Source organism: Streptomyces sp. ISL-11, from assembly GCF_018614525.1.
In the GTDB taxonomy this organism is placed as follows: domain Bacteria; phylum Actinomycetota; class Actinomycetes; order Streptomycetales; family Streptomycetaceae; genus Streptomyces.
Map to the genome: position 1 here is coordinate 71,887 of NZ_JAGGOL010000047.1, position 17,399 is coordinate 89,285.

Annotated in this window: 17 protein-coding genes; 8 read left to right on the forward strand and 9 right to left on the reverse strand. The window is 72.6% G+C overall.

Annotation, left to right across the window (positions count from 1 at the left end):
- Positions 1-25: 25 nt before the first annotated feature.
- The 3 genes from J7E86_RS12160 to J7E86_RS12170 form a co-directional block, all read right to left on the reverse strand.
- Positions 26-301, reverse strand: coding sequence for a heavy-metal-associated domain-containing protein (locus J7E86_RS12160; protein ID WP_215081612.1), 276 nt, complete (start codon positions 299-301; stop codon positions 26-28).
- A 372-nt stretch (positions 302-673) separates the two neighbouring features.
- Complete coding sequence (locus J7E86_RS32020; protein WP_215081613.1) at positions 674-1,063, reverse strand: class I SAM-dependent methyltransferase; 390 nt, start codon at positions 1,061-1,063, stop codon at positions 674-676.
- An 82-nt stretch (positions 1,064-1,145) separates the two neighbouring features.
- Positions 1,146-1,595, reverse strand: a complete 450-nt coding sequence (locus J7E86_RS12170) for a MarR family winged helix-turn-helix transcriptional regulator (RefSeq protein ID WP_215081614.1) — start codon at positions 1,593-1,595, stop codon at positions 1,146-1,148.
- Positions 1,596-1,672: 77 nt separating this feature from the next.
- Between J7E86_RS12170 and J7E86_RS12175 the strand changes: the two genes are divergently transcribed.
- Positions 1,673-2,722, forward strand: coding sequence for an ABC transporter permease (locus tag J7E86_RS12175; RefSeq protein ID WP_308312569.1), 1,050 nt, complete (start codon positions 1,673-1,675; stop codon positions 2,720-2,722).
- Between the two features lie 275 nt (positions 2,723-2,997).
- On the opposite strand, the gene J7E86_RS12180 is transcribed toward J7E86_RS12175, so the two are convergent.
- A complete protein-coding gene (locus tag J7E86_RS12180; RefSeq protein ID WP_215081615.1) occupies positions 2,998-4,029 on the reverse strand; it encodes a hypothetical protein in 1,032 nt (343 codons plus the stop codon).
- Positions 4,030-4,149: 120 nt separating this feature from the next.
- On the opposite strand from J7E86_RS12180, the gene J7E86_RS12185 reads away from it, so the two are divergent.
- A complete protein-coding gene (locus tag J7E86_RS12185; RefSeq protein ID WP_215081616.1) occupies positions 4,150-4,584 on the forward strand; it encodes a MarR family winged helix-turn-helix transcriptional regulator in 435 nt (144 codons plus the stop codon).
- 70 nt (positions 4,585-4,654) lie between these two features.
- Here the strand turns inward: J7E86_RS12185 and J7E86_RS12190 are convergent, their stop codons facing one another.
- Together J7E86_RS12190 and J7E86_RS12195 are read right to left on the reverse strand one after the other, a co-directional pair.
- The gene (locus tag J7E86_RS12190; protein WP_215081617.1) at positions 4,655-5,296 is read right to left on the reverse strand and encodes a TetR/AcrR family transcriptional regulator; all 642 of its coding nucleotides are present in this window, start codon (positions 5,294-5,296) and stop codon (positions 4,655-4,657) included.
- Between the two features lie 189 nt (positions 5,297-5,485).
- On the reverse strand, positions 5,486-6,004 hold the full coding sequence (locus tag J7E86_RS12195; RefSeq protein WP_215081618.1) for a secondary thiamine-phosphate synthase enzyme YjbQ: 519 nt from the start codon (positions 6,002-6,004) through the stop codon (positions 5,486-5,488).
- A 270-nt stretch (positions 6,005-6,274) separates the two neighbouring features.
- Here J7E86_RS12195 and J7E86_RS12200 point away from each other — a divergent pair, with 270 nt between their 5' ends.
- A complete protein-coding gene (locus J7E86_RS12200; RefSeq protein WP_215081619.1) occupies positions 6,275-8,497 on the forward strand; it encodes an NADP-dependent isocitrate dehydrogenase in 2,223 nt (740 codons plus the stop codon).
- Between the two features lie 81 nt (positions 8,498-8,578).
- On the opposite strand, the gene J7E86_RS12205 is transcribed toward J7E86_RS12200, so the two are convergent.
- The gene (locus J7E86_RS12205) at positions 8,579-9,712 is read right to left on the reverse strand and encodes an FAD-dependent oxidoreductase (protein WP_215081620.1); all 1,134 of its coding nucleotides are present in this window, start codon (positions 9,710-9,712) and stop codon (positions 8,579-8,581) included.
- A 159-nt stretch (positions 9,713-9,871) separates the two neighbouring features.
- A complete protein-coding gene (locus J7E86_RS12210) occupies positions 9,872-10,609 on the reverse strand; it encodes a TetR/AcrR family transcriptional regulator (RefSeq protein ID WP_215081621.1) in 738 nt (245 codons plus the stop codon).
- Positions 10,610-10,757: 148 nt separating this feature from the next.
- Between J7E86_RS12210 and J7E86_RS12215 the strand changes: the two genes are divergently transcribed.
- A complete protein-coding gene (locus tag J7E86_RS12215) occupies positions 10,758-12,344 on the forward strand; it encodes a DHA2 family efflux MFS transporter permease subunit (RefSeq protein ID WP_215081622.1) in 1,587 nt (528 codons plus the stop codon).
- A gap of 52 nt (positions 12,345-12,396) precedes the next feature.
- Positions 12,397-12,567: a hypothetical protein gene (locus J7E86_RS12220; RefSeq protein WP_215081623.1), complete on the forward strand. Its 171-nt coding sequence runs from the start codon at positions 12,397-12,399 to the stop codon at positions 12,565-12,567.
- Between the two features lie 10 nt (positions 12,568-12,577).
- Here the strand turns inward: J7E86_RS12220 and J7E86_RS12225 are convergent, their stop codons facing one another.
- Positions 12,578-13,903, reverse strand: coding sequence for an MFS transporter (locus J7E86_RS12225; RefSeq protein WP_285439686.1), 1,326 nt, complete (start codon positions 13,901-13,903; stop codon positions 12,578-12,580).
- On the opposite strand from J7E86_RS12225, the gene J7E86_RS12230 reads away from it, so the two are divergent.
- From J7E86_RS12230 to J7E86_RS12240, 3 genes are all read left to right on the forward strand, one after another.
- Positions 13,791-14,702 (forward strand): GAF domain-containing sensor histidine kinase, encoded by a 912-nt coding sequence (locus tag J7E86_RS12230; protein ID WP_215081625.1) that lies wholly within the window; start codon positions 13,791-13,793, stop codon positions 14,700-14,702. The two genes, J7E86_RS12225 and J7E86_RS12230, sit on opposite strands and share 113 nt — an antisense overlap.
- Entirely contained in the window at positions 14,695-15,396 is a 702-nt protein-coding gene (locus J7E86_RS12235) for a response regulator transcription factor (protein WP_308312570.1), read from the forward strand. Before J7E86_RS12230 ends, J7E86_RS12235 begins: the two co-directional genes overlap by 8 nt.
- A gap of 469 nt (positions 15,397-15,865) precedes the next feature.
- Positions 15,866-17,197, forward strand: coding sequence for a vanadium-dependent haloperoxidase (locus J7E86_RS12240; protein ID WP_215081626.1), 1,332 nt, complete (start codon positions 15,866-15,868; stop codon positions 17,195-17,197).
- Positions 17,198-17,399: the final 202 nt, after the last annotated feature.

Here is a 17,399-nt window from a genome sequence, read left to right on the forward strand (position 1 = left end):
CCATGGGGGTGCGGGGCGGGGGCTGTCAGACCCGGCCGGTGAGCTCGTAACCGGCGTCGTCGACGACCTCGGCGATCAGCGTGTCGTCGGGCTCGCCGGCGAAGGTGACGGCGACCGTTCCCGCGGAGAGATCGACCTCGACGCCGAGAACCGTGTCGAGTTCGCCGATCGCCCTGGTGAGCGTGGACTTGCAGTGGCCGCAGGTCATGCCGGACACGGCATAGACGACGACGGTGCCGTCGGCCACGGCGATGGGACGGCTGGTGTGGCAGCTGCCTTCGGGGGTGCAGCAGTCGGACATGGTGTTCCTCCCGGAAACGTGGGGTCAGGCTGAGCGGGGGATACCGGTGGGGGGTATCGCCGACGCCTGTTTAGGTATACCCCTACCCCGTATCTTCGGGCAAGGGTTGATGGCGAAAGGATTCATACCCCTGGGGGGTAAGCGGAGGGTTGTGTGGTCGCGGGGGCGGCCCCGCGGAGGGAGCCGTCGCATGCCCACCGCAGGAGAGGTCGCGGCAGGCATCGCCGTGCTCGCGGCCACGATCGGTGCCGCGTGTCGGGAGGGGGTCGTCGGCCCGAGGCCGGAATCCGCGTCCCATGCCTGGGGTGCGGCGGCGCGTGAATCGCGCTGGCCGGCATGCCGAAGGCGGGGGTCGCGGCCGCTTCGCCGACTTCACCTCCGCCGAAGGGCCCGGCGCGTACCCCTCGGCTGTGCCGCGGCGGGCCCGTACGAACCCGGCGGCATCGCCGCACCTTCCCGGACCGCGACGGCCGGCGGCTGCACCCTACGGCCGACCGCCCACCGGCCGGGCTCGTATCCAGGCTCCTCGATCGGTGAGCACGCGGTCGGGGCGCCGTGGACCTGTTCCGGCATTGGGGCGGATTCGTCGACGGCGGTCATGGTGAAGCCGCGGTCGACCGGTGGGTGCGTCATACGGCCGACGGCGCAGCCGAGTGCGAGGACGCGGGACCGCGCCGGGATCGCCCGCTCGAAGATGCCGGGCTCATCGCCCGCCGGGAGCCGTTCGTACGGCTCGACCGCGCACTCGTCCGGTGTGATCAATCCCGGGTCCGGTTCCCCGATGACCCTCGCGCGCCCGTTCGCTCGTGCCTCCAGCGGAACGCGGCCGACGTGCCGAGCGAGATCAGGCGGACGGCGGCAGCGCCCCCGGGTTGAGGTGTTCGACCAGGCGGTGCAGGAGGGCGTGCGCGGTCGCCCGTTCCGTCGGGGAGAGGACGGCCAGGGCGTCGTCGTTCACATGGCCCACGACGGCCGTCGACCGCTCGGCCAGGCGCCGGCCGTCGGCGGTGATGTGCAGGCACAGGACGCGGCGGTTGGTCGGGTGCGGGCGGCGCTCCATCAGCCCCCGGTCGACGAGCGCGTTCACCGCGGCCCCCATGGACTGCGCCGTGATGCCGGCCCGGCGGGCCGCTTCGGCGCTGGAGACGCCGGGGTCGAGAAGGGCGCTGCGCAGCACGTTGTGCTGGGCGAGGGTCAGGTCCAGCGTGCGCAGTTCCTTTTCCAGGCGGGCGCCCATGGCCTGGGAGAACTGCCAGGCCAGGTAGCCGGTGGTGGGGAAGGACTGTTGGTTCATGGGGACCGCCACTTGTAAGGCACCTTATGGTTGCTGCTAGCTTTATAAGGCACCTTACAAGTTTGGACGGTTCCTTCGTGTCACTCTCCTCATCCTCCACCGCCTCGCCGCGGCCCGCCCCGTTGCACACCGACCTGCCGGACCCCGCGCCGCCGCGGAACCCGCAGGGCGGCCTGAAGGGCGTCCTGATGCCGGTGGCCGTCGTGCTCGCCATCGGGACGATCTTCGTCAGCGTCTACCTCGCCGCGTTCCACGCCCCCAGGCCGCACGACCTCCCGGTCGCCGTCGTGGGGACGCAGCAGGAGACGCACCGGATCGAGGAGGGCCTGGAGTCGGCCCTCTCCGGCGGCTTCGACGTCCGTCCGTACGCGGACGAGGCCGCCGCGCGCGAGGCCGTCGAGCACCGCCGCGTCTACGGTGCCTACCTCACCGGACACGGCGCCCCGAAACTGCTGTTCGCGGGCGCCAACGGGCCCTCGGTCACCGGCACCCTCACCGGCGCCTTCGGGCCGGTCGCCGGGGCGGGCGGGCACCGGCTCGCCCAGGAGGACGTCCTCCCCGCCTCCACCGGTGACACCCGCGGCCTGTCGATCTTCTACGCGGCCTTCGGCCTGGTCCTCGCCGGCTACCTCTTCGGCATGATGACCTACCAGGCAGCGCCCGCCCTGCGCTTCCGGCAGCGCATGGCCAGCCTCGCGCTCTTCGGCGTCCTGGGCGGAGTCATCGTCGCCCTCCTCGCGGGCGACACCGGGTTCGGCGCGCTGCCCGGTTCCTTCGTGGGCATCGCCGGGATGACCGCGCTGATGGCGATGGCGGCGGGCGGCGCGACGATGGTCTTCATCAGGTGGGGCGGGGCGGCCGGCGCCGGGCTGGCCTCGGTCGTCCTGCTCACCCTCGGCAACAGCACCAGCGGCGGCGTGATGCCCGCCCCCTACCTGCCTGGCTGGCTGCACCCCCTGTCCGACGTCCTGCCCGTCGGCGCGGGCGTCCGGGCCATCCAGGGGCTCGCGTACTTCCACCACGACGGCCTGGGGCGCGGCATCGCCGTCCTGGCCGCCTGGATCGTCGCCTGCGCGGGCCTGCTCTACGTGCGCGACGCGGCTCGGCGTACGCCGGCTGCCGCATAGCGCGTCGGTGCTTGCGCACGGCTGCGGGTCGTCTTTGCCGCCTGCGGCGGCGGGCGCCCTGCGGGCGCGTCCTCAATCGCCGGACGGGCTTGATTTCGCCGGGCTCAGCCGCTTTCAGCCTGTTGGGGGTACCCCCAGCGGTAGCTGGGGGAGCTTGAGGGCACAGCACAGCAGCCCGTCCGGCGCTTGAGGACACCGCCGCGCAGCGGTGGTGCGGACGACGGCCCGGCGTCGGCGATCAATCGGGCTCGTCGGCGTCGGCCGGCGGTGGTGGGTCAGACGCCCACGGCCTCCTCCATCTCCTCCTCCGCGTCGGCGGAGGCCGCCGCCACGGCCCTGGTCCGACGGCGGGATTCGGTCACCCATGCCAGGGCGGTCACGGCCAGACCGGCGACCAGCCACAGCGCCAGGGTCCACGCGTGCCGGCCCAGGCCGAAACCGTCGAAGTAGGCGAGGCCGCGGGCGCCTTCGACGAAGGCGGCGCCGTTCCAGAAGCCGTGCAGCGAGGCGAAGAAGCCGTTCTGCATCTCGGGCCGGAAGACACCGCCGGAACTGGTGAAGTTGAGCATCACGAACAGCACCATCATTCCCAGCGTCGTCCATCGCTTGAGGAAGGTGTGCAGCCCGGTGCCGATCAGCAGCACGCCGGCCGAGTAGAGCCAGGCCAGACCCCACAGGCCGCCCAGTCCGTGGTCGACGAGGTGGAAGACGGGACCCGCCAGGAGCGCGCCGATCACACTGACCACGGCGGAGGTCGCCACGGCGAGCAGCGCCCGTATCCGCATCGGCAGTACCGCCCCGGCTCCGCCGATCACGGCGACGGAGGCGTACGAACCGATGCTGACGGCGACCAGCAGGAAGAAGATGCCCTGGCCGGTCGGGTCGTCCTTGGCGGGCGGAGCGATGTCGGTGACCTTCAGCGGGGTGCCCTGACGGGCGGCCACGGGCGTGAAGACCTTCTGCACGACGGCGGCGGTGGTGTCCGAGCCGGCCGTGGCGACCAGCAGCTCGGGCGTCCGCTCGTCAGGAACGTACGCGCCGAAGACGTCCTGGTGGCGCAGCTGGTCCTCGGCCCGCGCTCGATCGGCGACGGTACGGACGGAGAGGTCGTCGCCCGCCTTGTCGGCGAGGGTCCGCGCCAGCGCCTGGGCGCTCGGGCCCGACCCCACCACGGCGACCGGCAGGTCGTGCGGTGAGGGATCGGCGAACGCGCCGAGGTAGGCCAGTCCCATGCCGACGCACATCAGCAGCGGGGTGAGCAGGTGGGTGAGGACATGGCGCAGGGCGCCGCCTGTCGCGGATTTCATGGGCTTCCTCGGTTCCCCCGACGGTCGGGGACGGATGGGCGAGAGGTGGATAGATAGTTGGTAACTACAACTACTTCGTTAAGTTGTACTCTACATCTAAATAGGGAAGAGAGGCCACCCATGTCCGACCGCCATGCGTCCCTGGAGACCATCCAGCGCGAGCTGACCGCCTTCGCCCGGCGCTCACGGGCCGCGGCCGCGCGGATGCACCCCGAGCTGTCGCTGGTCTCCTTCGCGCTCCTCGCCGAGCTGGAGGACCGGGGCGGCTGCCGGGCCACGGACCTCGCGGAGCGGTTCCTGCTCAACAAGTCGACCGTCAGCCGGCAGGTCGCCGGCCTGGAAGGCCTCGGGCTCGTCGAACGCCGCCCCGACCCCTGCGACCAGCGGGCCCGGGTCCTGCACCTGACGGCTCTCGGGGCCGCCGCCCTCGCGCAGGTCGGCGGCAACCGCCGCACGGCTTTCAGGGAGCGCCTCGCCGACTGGGACGAGGTGGACCTCGCCCGCTTCGCGGCCTACCTGCTGCGCTACAACGCCTCGACGGAAGGGTGCCGGTAGGGGCGGGTGGCCCGTCCGGCGGAGCGCGGGCCGGCTCCCGGGCGTCGCGCCCGCTCGCGCCGGGCGTCGCTCAGCGGTCGCCCCCGTACAGGCGGAGGAACGCGTCGACACCCGAGTCGACCAGCGCCTCCACCTCCTCCCTCGGCAGCGGCAGCGCGCCGTGGAAGGAGCGCTCGTACACCTCGGACGTGGCCAGCTGGGTGAAGTGCGCGGCGGTGCGGGCGGGGTCGTCGGTGCGCAGGCGGCCGGACGCGGCGAGGGCGCCCAGGCGCAGGGTGAGGTGGGCGCGGCTCTGGCGCGGACCGTGCTCGTGCCAGCTCTCGATGAATTCGACGGGCAGCCGGCCCGCCTCCGCGAAGATGACGCGCACCAGGGCGAAGTGCCCCTCGAACCCCTCCTGCGGCGTGGCCAGCGCGCGGCCCAGCGTGCGCAGCTCCGCCCCGAGGTCGGCAGGATCGGTCAGGTGCCGGTCGATGAGCTCCTTCTGGTGGGCGGCCACCGCGAGGGTGCTCTCCCGCAGCACGCTCAGGAACAGCTGTTCCTTGTCCTGGTGGTGGTTGTAGATGGTGCGCTTCGAGACGCCCGCCTCGGCGGCGATGGCGTCGACGCTGGCCCGGGTGTAGCCCTCGCGGCCGAAGACGGCGCAGGCCGCGCGGTCGATCGCGGCACGTTTCTCCGGACGGCCCGTGCGGGTCGTCGTCGCTGGCGTCATGGCTGCTCACTCACTCCAGAATTGCACTGGTCGGTTTACAACTAGAAACTGCACGGTGTAGTTTAACCGTTGTGGGCGGACTCCACGGAGTACTTGATCCCCCGCGGGTCTCCGTGGAGCCGCGCCCCGCCTCTCACCTCCGGTCTCCCGCCGATCCGGTCGGTCGGGTCGGTCAGGTCGGTCCGGCCGTCACATGGCCGTGTGCACGCGCGCCAGCAGCTCCCTCGTGCGGGGCCCGTCGAACTCGGCGAGCATGACCGCCTGCCACTGGCCGAGATACAGCGACCCCGACGTGATCGGAATGCTCAGTTCGGGATGGGTGCCGACCATGGCGCGGACGTGGGAGTGGCCGTTGTCGCGTTCGCTGTGCACCAGCCGCTCGGCGGGGGAGCGGTTCTTGTCATGGGCGTAGTAGTGGGCGTCAGTGTGCGGCGCGAGGCGTTCCAGCGCCCCGCGCACGTCGGATTCCAGACCCGCCTCGCGTTCGTTGATGACGAGGCCGCACGTGGTGTGGCCGCAGTAGAGGTGAAGGGTGCCTTCGGTGACACCCGCCCCCGCGACCAGCTTCCGCAGCGCGCCGGTCAGGTCGACGGTGTCCTCGGGACTGCCGATGGTGACGGAGAACCTGGCCGACACGGCGATCGAGCTGCCTGTCGGGAGCACCTCACGCGAGAGCACGTCGATGCGGGTGCCCGAGACCGTGGTCATATCGCCTCCAGATGGCGGACGCGTCCGCCGGGAAGGAACGAGTGGGAAGGAGCGAGTGGGAAGGAGCGAGCGGGAAGAGCGAGCTCACCAATGAACGCTGACAGTGGACGGCAGAGCGGGTAATGACCGTTCCGGTCACTTCTCCCCGCGCGCGGGCCGCGGGCCGCGCGCGGCGGTCGTCGCGAAGGACGGGGCAGCCCCTGTCGAGGGGAGGGGGATCACGAGATATCTTGATGTCGAGCAATGTTGCAGACGTGGAGCGGAGCACCGGTGACTGACTCGACCATCATCTATACGCACACTGACGAGGCCCCGGCCCTGGCGACGTATTCGTTCCTGCCCGTGGTCGAGGCGTACGCCTCGACGGCCGGTGTCACTGTGGAGAGCCGTGACATCTCTCTGGCGGGCCGGATCATCGCCGGTTTCCCCGAGCGCCTCGAAGAGGGGCAGCGGGTCGACGACGCGCTCGCCGAGCTCGGCGAGCTGGCCAAGACGCCCGGTGCGAACATGATCAAGCTGCCGAACATCTCGGCGTCCATCCCCCAGCTGAAGGCGGCCGTCGCCGAGCTGCAGGAGCAGGGCTACGCGCTGCCGGACTACCCGGACGACCCGCAGACCGACGAGGAGCGCGACATCCGCGCCCGCTACGACAAGGTCAAGGGCAGCGCCGTCAACCCGGTGCTGCGCGAGGGCAACTCCGACCGTCGCGCCCCCGCGTCCGTCAAGAACTACGCCAAGGCGCACCCGCACCGCATGGGCGCCTGGACGGCCGAGTCGAAGACGAACGTCGCCACCATGGGCGCCGACGACTTCCGCTCCACCGAGAAGTCCGCCGTCATCGCCGAGGACGGCTCCCTGCGCATCGAGCTGGCCGGGGACGACGGCAGCACCACCGTCCTGCGCGAGTCGGTACCCGTGCTCGCGGGCGAGGTCGTCGACGCCTCCGTCATGCGCGTCGCGGCGCTGCGCGAGTTCCTGACCGAGCAGGTCGCCCGCGCCAAGGCCGAGGGCGTGCTGTTCTCGGTGCACCTGAAGGCCACGATGATGAAGGTCTCCGACCCGATCATCTTCGGTCACGTCGTGCGCGCGTTCTTCCCGCAGACGTTCGCGAAGTACGGCAAGGCCCTCCTCGCGGCCGGCCTGTCCCCGAACGACGGTCTCGGCGGCATCCTCAAGGGCCTGGAGACCATGCCCCACCTGGGCGAGGAGATCAAGGCGTCCTTCGACGCCGAGCTCGCCGAGGGCCCCGCCCTGGCGATGGTCGACTCCGACCGCGGCATCACCAACCTGCACGTCCCCAGCGACGTCATCGTCGACGCCTCCATGCCGGCCATGATCCGCACCTCCGGCCACATGTGGGGCCCGGACGGCCAGGAGGCCGACACCCTCGCGGTCCTCCCGGACAGCAGCTACTCCGGCGTCTACCAGGCCGTCATCGAGGACTGCCGCGCCCACGGCGCCTTCGACCCCGCCACGATGGGCTCCGTGCCCAACGTCGGCCTGATGGCGCAGAAGGCCGAGGAGTACGGCAGCCACGACAAGACCTTCGAGATCCCCACCACCGGCACGGTGCGGGTCGTCGACGGCAAGGGCGACGTCGTCCTCACCCAGACGGTGAGCGCCGGCGACATCTTCCGCATGTGCCAGACCAAGGACCTGCCGATCCAGGACTGGGTCAAGCTCGCCGTCACCCGCGCCCGCGCGACCGGCGTCCCGGCCGTGTTCTGGCTGGACGAGGGCCGCGCGCACGACGCGACCCTGATCGCCAAGGTCCGCACCTACCTCGCCGAGCACGACACCGAGGGTCTGCGGATCGAGATCCTCTCGCCGGTCGAGGCGACCGCGTTCTCCCTGGAGCGCATCCGCCGCGGCGAGGACACCATCTCGGTCACCGGCAACGTGCTGCGTGACTACCTGACCGACCTGTTCCCGATCCTCGAACTCGGCACGAGCGCGAAGATGCTGTCGGTCGTCCCGCTCATGAACGGCGGCGGTCTGTTCGAGACCGGTGCCGGCGGTTCCGCGCCCAAGCACGTCCAGCAGCTCGTCAAGGAGAACTACCTCCGCTGGGACAGCCTGGGCGAGTTCCTCGCGCTGGCCGTCAGCTTCGAGCACCTCGCGCAGACCACGGGCAACGCGCGCGCCCAGGTCCTCGCCGACACCCTCGACCGGGCGACCGGCACGTTCCTCAACGAGGACAAGTCGCCGAGCCGCAAGCTCGGTGGCATCGACAACCGCGGCAGCCACTTCTACCTGTCGCTCTTCTGGGCCCAGGAGCTGGCGAAGCAGACCGACGACGCGCAGCTCGCCGAGGCGTTCGCGCCGCTGGCCAAGACGCTGGCCGAGCAGGAGCGGACCATCGTCGACGAGCTGATCGCGGTGCAGGGCTCGCCGGTCGACATCGGCGGCTACTACCAGCCCGACCCGGCCAAGGCCGCGGCCGTGATGCGCCCGTCGGCGACCTTCAACCAGGCGATCGCCACCCTCGGCTGACGCACGGCCGCGTCAGCGGCCGCCGTGAGCACCCGTTCCGCCCCGGCCCGGCCTCAACGCCCGGCCGGGGCGGTCCGGCATTCATGGCCTGCCGCCGCCCTTGTCGAGGGCGTGCGGCAGGCCGCGGCGCCACCGCTCCCGGTCCTCGGCCTTCATGACCGCGAACTCCGGCGCCTCGTACCCCTTGAACGTCGGCACCTCCGGCACGTCCGTGGCGTGCGCGGCCTTCAGCACCGCGGCGGCCGCCCGCCGGCCGGCCCCGTTGGCGGTCTCCATCGAGGCGAAGTCGATATTGCTGTACGTGCGGACGCAGTCGGCGGCGAGGAAGAGGTTCGCCACACCGGTCGCGGCGTCGGGGCGCAGCTCCCAGGAGCCGGCGGTGTTGATCAGGAACGGGTCGTCGTTGCGCAGCCCGCCGCCGGGGCCGCCCTCGGCAATCGCCTCGTCCAGGTACCAGGAGCGCGGCAGCGCCTCGCCCAGGACCTGGCGGCCGCCGTCGTTCGGATGGGCCCGCATCTGCGCCCACACCTCGCGGGCCACCTCGGTCCGGGTGCACTGCCTGGCCGGCCTGCCGAAGAGCACCCCGGGCGTGTCCCAGTCGGAGATCACCACCGACAGCGATTCCCGCTGGGTCCCGTCGCCCCAGGTACGGGCGAACGGCGCGCGCCACAGCGTGGACTGGCCGATCGAGGCGAGCTTCCACGGGGAGTCGACGTGCAGGACGTGCCCCCGGATCACCGGCGCCGGCTCGGGCAGGAAGTACTGGATCCCGTTGCACCAGGTCTGCTGGAGCCCGTCCATGGCCGCGAGGCGGGGGTCGGCCGCCCGCAGGGCGGGGTTCCACAGCGCGGACGCGCGCTCTGAGGGCACCGCGGCGACGAACCAGTCCGCGTCGATCCGCGCCGCCCCGCCCCCGGGCGTACGGGCGTGCGCGCCCTCGACGCGGCCGCCGCGCACCTCCAGCCGCTCGACCGACCAGCCGAAGGCGAAGCGGACGCCCAGCTCGCGCAGGCGGGTGGCCCACGGGTCGACCCACGCCTCGCTGGTGGGCCCGTTGAAGACGCGGTCGAAGGGGCCGTCACTGCCGCGCCCGGCCAGGTCGTAGAGGATCGACTCCAGGCCCTGGCCGCAGGTGCGCGCACTGGCGGTGGCGGGCCTGAGTGCTTGGAGGAGCTGGACGCCACCGCCGAACAGCTTCTGATAGTCCTCCGACATCCGCGCGGCCTGGATGTAGTCCCACCAGCGGGCCCGCTCCCACTGGCCGAACCGCCGCTCCGTACAGCGCGGACGGTGGTATCGGCGTGAGGTCCACCGATCGGGTGCGGGAGGGCGGGGCTCGTGTGACTGTCGTTCCGGCCCGTAAGGAGGTGCCGGTCAGATGCCCATGCGGGCCGCGATGCCGTCGAGGACGCAGTCCAGGCCGGCCTCGAACTGCCACTGCGCGTCGTCCTTGCGGGTGGCCTCGCCGAGGTAGCGCAGGAAGGCCGGGTAGCGGCCGGTGTTCATGAGCCACCTCATCTGGGGCGCCAGTCCCGACCGTGTCTCGTGCCCGTCGGACCATCCGCGTTCCCGCATCAGCCGGAGCAGGCCGATCTCGGCGTCGACGGCACCGCGTGCGTACGCGGTGACGGTGCGGACGGCGGTCATCATCGTGTCGGCGTCCAGGCCGAGGCCGCTGAGCTTGGTCAAGGTGCGCTCGGGCACGGCCAGTTGGTTCGGCGTCAGGGTGAACACGGCGGACCGGGCCATCCAGGGGTGCCGCAGGATCAGGGTCCGGATGCGGAGGGCGAGCGTGCGCATGGTGTCGCGCCAGCCGGCGGTGTCGTCGGGCAGTGTCAGCTCGCCGTAGACGAAGTCGGCCATGAGCTCCAGGAGCTCCTCCTTGCCGGACACGTAGCGGTAGGCGGCCATGGGGGCGACGCCCAGCTCGGTGGCCAGGCGCCGCATGGTGACGGCGTCGATCCCCTCGGCGTCGGCGAGCTCGACCGCGGCCGCCGCGATCCGCCGCGGGGTCAGGGTCGAGCGGGGCGCGGGCGCCGGGCGTTCGAGCCGCTCCCAGAGGGAGACCTGGCCCTTGTTCTCGCTCTTGTCCTGCTTGTCCTGAGCGGGCATCGGTGCGGGCTCCTTCCGGCAGCTGGTTCGTGTACACCGTATCAGCGGTAGACGTTGTACACACCGATGTGTACGTTGTACGCCAGAGATACGACGTACACAGGCGCGTCGTACACATCGCGGTACAGAACCCTGGGGGCAGCGCGTCATGAGAGAACCCGCGGAGCACACACCCGAACCCGTCCGGCAGCGCCTGCCCTACCTGGGCATCTTCGGGCTCATGCTCGGCATCTTCCTGGCGACGCTCGACGGGATGATCGTCAGCACCGCGCTCCCCACCGTCGTCGGCGATCTCGGCGGCCTCGACCACCTGTCGTGGGTGGTGACGGCCTACCTCCTCACCGCCGCCGCGGCCACCCCGATCTGGGGCAAGCTCGGCGACCTCTACAGCCGCAAGGGCGCCTACCTCTCCTCGGTGGTGCTCTTCCTCCTCGGCTCGGTCCTCTCCGGCCTGGCGGGGGGCATGGGACAGCTCATCGCCTTCCGCGCCCTCCAAGGGCTGGGCGCCGGCGGGCTGATGGTCGGGGCGCTCTCGGTCATGGGCGTGCTGGTGCCCGCGAGCCAGCGGGGCCGCACCCAGTCGATGATCGGCGTCATGCTGCCCGTCGCCTTCGTCGGCGGGCCCCTGCTCGGCGGATTCCTCACCGACCACCTCAGCTGGCGCTGGGCGTTCTACGTCAACCTGCCCGTCGGTGTCGTCGCCCTGCTGGCCGTGGGCGCCGGGGTCCGGCTGCCCGCCGCGGTGCCGGGCCCCCGGGGCACCCGCGCCCGCATCGACTACCCCGGCGCGGCCCTGCTGACCACCGGCATCCTGGCGCTCACCCTGCTGAGCAGCTGGGGCGGCACCACCTACGCCTGGTCCTCCCCGCAGGTCCTCGGACTCGGTGCCCTCGCCGCCGGTGCCCTCGCCTGGTTCGTCCGCGTCGAACGCCGCGCGGCGGAACCGGTCATCCCGCCCCGGCTGTTCCACAGCCGCGCCTTCACCATGGCGCAGATCCTCAGCTTCCTGGTCAGCGCGGTCATGACCGCCGTGGTGAACTTCCTGCCGCAGTACATGCAGTTCGTCCAGGGCGCCTCGTCCACGGCCAGCGGCATGCTGCTCCTGCCCCTGATGCTCGGCATGCTCGCGACGCAGCTGACCGTCGGCCGGATCATGGGCCGCGGCGGCCGGGGCCGCCTCTTCCCGGTCCTCGGCGGCGCCGTCGCGACCGCCGGCACGCTCCTGCTGTTCCTGCTCGGCACGGACACGGCGACCGCCGTCGCCTCGGCACTCACCCTGGTCACCGGCGTGGGCGTCGGTCTCCTCATGCAGAGCACCATGCTCATCACCATGAACAGCGCCGCACCCCGCGACATGGGCGCCGCCACGGGCACCGTCACCCTGCTGCGCACCATCGGCGGATCGCTGGGCGTCGCCGTGCTGGGCGCCCTCTACACCCACCGCATGGGCGACGCGCTGGCCGGCCGCCTCGGCCGCCCGGCCGCGGACCGGCTGACCGCCGGCGGCGAACTGACCCCGGCTCTCCTGCGGGACATGCCCGCCGCCGCCCACGAGGCGGTACGGGCCGCGGTCACCGGCGGCCTGCACGGCGTCCTGGCCGGCGCCGCCGTCCTGTCGGCGCTCGCCTTCGGCGCCGCCTGGCTCGTACGCGACACCCCGCCGCGCCCGGAGCCGTCGGCGCCGGAGAACCCGACGGCCGGCCGGGAGTCCGCCGGCGCCACCGTCGCGGAATGACGAGGCGTCACCCCGACCACCTCCGCACCCTCCGACCGGAAGCGAACCCACGATGACCACCGCCCCAGGCCACGCGCTGGACCGGCTGGAGCGCGACGGGTTCGACCTCGTGGCGCTCGGCCGCGCCCTGCTCGCGGACTCGGACCGGGCCGCGAAGACCCTCGGCGGCCGTACGGACCGGATCGGGCCCTTCGACGCCGCCGCCCTGGGCACGCCGTACTGAGTGCGCCGCCTCACACGCCCGCTTCCGCCTTCGCCCCGGCTTCGAGGGGGCGGGGCGGCCGGCCGAAGGTCGTGGCGCGCGGCAGGAACAGGGCGAGGACGGCCAGGAGCGCGCCGAGGACCAGGAAGACGGCCCCGTCGGACAGCGAGTCCAGGAGCAGCCCGGCCAGTGTCGAGCCGAGCGGTGGCGTGGCCATGAACAGCAGGCCGATGGCGCTGTTGACCCGGCCCTGGAGCCGGGGCGGGGTGCGCAGCATCCGGGCGACCGTCATCACCGAGCCGGAGACGGACACGGCAAGCGCGCAGCCGGCCAGCAGCACAGCGAGGACGGCCGGGGCGCCGCCGACGGCCATGGCGGTGACGAGCAGGGCACAGAGCACCTCCGTGCCGAGGAGGACGCCGGCGGGGGAGAGGCGCCGGCTCACGCGGGGGGCCAGGAGCACCCCGGTCATGGCCCCCGCCGCCGACGTCGCCGTCAGCAGGCCGATGGACGCCCCGGACGTGCCGTGCCGCGCGCACACCACCACGATCGCCAGATAGACCCCGTCGAAGACGAAGTTCTGCGCCGAGGCGACCAGGGCCAGATCGCGCAGCAGCCGGTCCGCCCAGAGGAAGCGCAGTCCCGCCGTGAACGACTGCCGCCAGCCCTGGAGTTCCCGTTCCGACTCCGGCACGCGCAGCGCCGTGCCGAGGGCGCGCACGCAGACCGCCGAGACCACGAAGGACGCGGCGTCCAGCCAGAAGGGAAGGCTCGGCGACAGCTGGTACAGGACGCCGCCGAGCACCGGCCCCACCAGGAACGCGAGCTGCCCGCGCACCTGGTTGACGGCCAGGGCGGTGCTCAGCTTGCTCTCCGGGACGACCTGGCGGACCGAGGCGAGCCCCGCCGCGTTGAACGGCGCGGTGAGGAACCCCAGCACCACCCCGGCGACCAGCAGCACGGGCAGGGACGCGCGGCCCGTGAGCACCGCCGCCGCCAGGGCCGCGCTCGTGACCGCGCGGCCGGCCTCGCAGACCAGCAGCAGCGTGCGGCGGTCGAAGCGGTCCACGACCGGCCCGGCCGGCAGGCAGGCGAGCGCCAGCGCGCCGGTCCACACCGCCTCGACCAGGCCCACGCTCAGCGGTGAGGCCGTCACCCGCAGGACGAGCAGGGGCAGCGCGATCGCGGCCGCGCCGGACCCCAGCATCGACAGGCCCTGGCCGGCGCACAGCAGCTGGGCACGCGTGCGCCTGGGCGGCGACGGCCTGCCCGTCTCCCTCGGCGAGGCCGGCGAGCACACCGGCGGCCCCCGGGGCGAGTTCCCCCTCTGGTACGGCGACGACGTCCTCGGCCTCATCGAGTACGGGCCGAAGGCCGAAGGCCGCTTCACCCCCGAGGACCACCACCTCGTCGAGACCCTCGCCCGGCCCGCCGCCCTCGCCGTCCACAACGTCCGCCTCACCGCCGAACTCTCGGCGAAGGTACGAGAAGTGCAGCGCCAGGCCCTCGAACTCGACGCCTCCCGCGCCCGTATCGTGCACGCGCAGGACAGCGAACGACGCCGCATCGAGCGCCGGCTCCACGACGGCATCCAGCAGGAACTCGTGGCGCTGGTGGCCAAGCTCGCGCTCGCCCGCAGCCGGCTGCACCGCGGCGGGGACATCGACGCCGAGCTCACCGAGGTGCAGGACGACGCCTACCGCGTCATCGACGAACTCCGCGAGTTCGCCCACGGCATCCATCCGCCCGTCCTCACCGACCAGGGGCTCGTGGCCGCCGTCACCTCGTGCGCCCGCCGGATGCCGATCCCGGTCACCGTCCACAGTGACGCGTCGCTCGACGGCGTCCGCTTCGCGGAGAACGTCGAGGAATCCGCGTTCTACCTGGTCTCCGAGGCCCTGACCAACGTCCTCAAGCACGCCCGGGCCGGCCGGGTGTCGATCCGGATAGCACGCGGCGACGGCTGGCTCCTCGTGGACGTCAGCGACGACGGCGTCGGATTCCCCACCGCCTCCACGCGCGGCTCGGGCCTGACCGGGATGCGGGACCGCATCGAGGCGGTCGGCGGCGAGCTCGACATCGTCAGCGGCGACGGGGCGGGCACCACCATCCACGCCCGGCTGTGGGAGAGAGTGAGGGAGGAGACCCGTGCCTGAACCGCTGCGCGTCGTCATCGCCGAGGACCACTACCTCGTACGCGAAGGCACCCGCCGACTGCTGGAGGACACCGGCGACGTGGACGTCGTCGCCGCCGTGGGCACCGCGGTGGAGCTCCTCGACGCCGTCGGACGGCTGCGCCCGGACGTCGTCATCGCCGACATCCGCATGCCGCCCGGGCACCACACGGAGGGCATCACCGCCGCCCACGCCATCCGCGCCGACCATCCCGGCATCGGGGTGGTCGTGCTCTCCCAGCACGCCAACGAGAACTACGCCTTCGACCTCTTCCGGCGCGGCACCGACGGCCTGGCCTATCTGCTCAAGGAACGCATCGGCCAGGTCGACGAACTGCTGCGCGCCCTGCGGGAGGTGGCGGCCGGCCGCTCGGTCGTCGACCCGCGCATCGTCGAGGTCCTGATGGGCAGTCACGCCCGCGCCGCCGACGCGCCCCTGTCCAGCCTCACCCGCCGCGAACTCGACGTCCTGAGTCACATGGCCCAGGGCAAGACCAACCGGGCGATCGCCGATTCGCTCGTGCTCTCCGAGTCGACCATCGAGAAGCACGTCAACTCCACCTTCGCCAAGCTCGGTCTGGCGGAGGTGCCGCAGCTGCACCGGCGGGTCAGCGCGGTCCTGGCCTACCTCCGGCACGCCCCGTCCGGGCGGCTCGCGTCGCCCGGCGACGGTTAGGCGGTGCCTGGCGGGTCTTCGGGTGCGGGCCGGCTTTGCCGCCTGGCCGCCTGCGGCGGGGCGGGCCGGCTTTGCCGCCTGCGGCGGCGGGCGCCCTGCGGGCGCGTCCTCAATCTCCCCCAGCTACCGCTGGGAGGTGCCCCCAGACGGGCTTGATTCGGCTGGGCTCAGCCGCTTTCAGCCCGTTGGGGGCACCCCCAGCGGTAGCTGGGGGAGCTTGAGGACACAGCACAGCAGCCCGTCCGGCGCTTGAGGACACCGCCGCGCAGCGGTGGTGCGCACGACAACGGCCCGCAGCGCCCGCTCCCATGAACCGCCGGTCACGGCATAAACGGCCCCGGCCCGATCTTCACCGCTTCGTGCGTAGCGACCCCCGCAGCCACAGAGTAAGACACCCCAGGCGTGTCCAATACCCCCAAGGGGCCGACCCGTTGGCGGCCCTTCGTGCCGGCGTGTGAGGGAGACCGTCATGGGTGACAGGACGTCCGTCGGCTTCTCCGTGTCCCGCGTGGCGGCGAGGGCGGCCGCCGCCGCCCTGACGGTACTCGCGCTCGTGGCCGCACCCGCGGTGACACCCTCCGCCACCCCCGCCGCGGCGCGGGCCGGCCTGGCGGGAAGCCCGGCGACGGCCGCCACCGCACCGGACGCGGTCGCGGAGTGGAGCGCCACCGCCTCCGCCGTGATCGAGACCGACGCCCAGCGGCCCATCCCCGAGACCTTCGTCTGGCACGCGTTCGTCTCCACCGCCGTGTACAACGCCGTGGTCGGCATCGAGGGGCGGTACGTCCCCTACCGCTGGCACGCCCGGGGACCGCGCACCGCGTCCTCCGCGGCTGCCGCCGCCGCGGCCGCGCACCGGGTGCTGCTGACCTGGTTCCCCGCCTCCAGGGGCCGGCTGGACGCCGCCTACGCCACCTCGCTCGCCGCGATCCCCGAGGGCCGGGCGAGGAACGAGGGCGTGGCCTTCGGGGAGCGCTCCGCCGCGCACACCGTTGCCTCGCGGGAGGGCGACGGCCGCTTCGTACCGACCCCCTTCACCCCACCGCCCACCCCCGGGGTCTGGCGGCCGACGCCGCCCGCGTACGAACCCTTCGACACGGCCTGGCTGGGCCGGCTGCGGCCGATGACGCTCACCCGGCCGGATCAGTTCCGCCCCGGCCCGCCGCCCGCGCTCACCTCCGCCCGCTACGCGCGGGACCTCGCCGAGCTGAAGGCGTACGGCGGCCGGACCGGGTCCCGCCGGAGCCCGGCGCAGACGGAGACCGCGCTGTTCTTCACCGGCAGCCTCCAGTTCCAGGAGGCCCTGCGCGACCGCGCCGCCCGGTCCGGGTACGACATCGCCGGGACCGCGCGGCTGCTGGCCGCCGCGAACTGCGCGATGGCCGACGCGATCATCACCGCCTGGGACGCCAAGCTGCGGTACGGGCGGTGGCGGCCGCTCACCGCCATCCGCCTGGCCGGCAGCGACGGCAACCCCGCGACCGCGCCCGACCCGGCGTGGGAGCCCCTGATCGCCACCCCGCCGCACCCCGACTACCTCAGCGGGCACGCGACGGTCGGCGGCGCGCTCACGCGGGCGCTGACCGTCGTCCTCGGCACCTCCCGGGTCGACCTGCGCATCCGCTCGCAGGTCTCCGGCACGACACGGCGATATGTGTCCGCCGACGACTACAACCGCGACGTCGTCGACGCCCGCGTCTGGGAGGGCGTCCACTCCCGCACCGCCGATGTGGTCGGCAACAGGGCAGGTCAGAGGGTTGCCGCCTGGGTTCTCGGCCATTACTTCGAGCCGGTGTGCTGAGGCTTTGCGGCCGTGTCCCCGCGTGTTCCCACCCTCACCGGGGGTGAGGGTGGAGGGCTCCCCGTGTGAGGCCGGGCATAGGGCCTGGATCACGTACGAGAACGAGTAGTAGGCGGGCAGTCGGTCACTTGGTGCGAAATGGGGCATTTTTATGCCACTCGGCGTAGGTGTCTCATTCGGCACGATATGGCGTAGTAGGTCA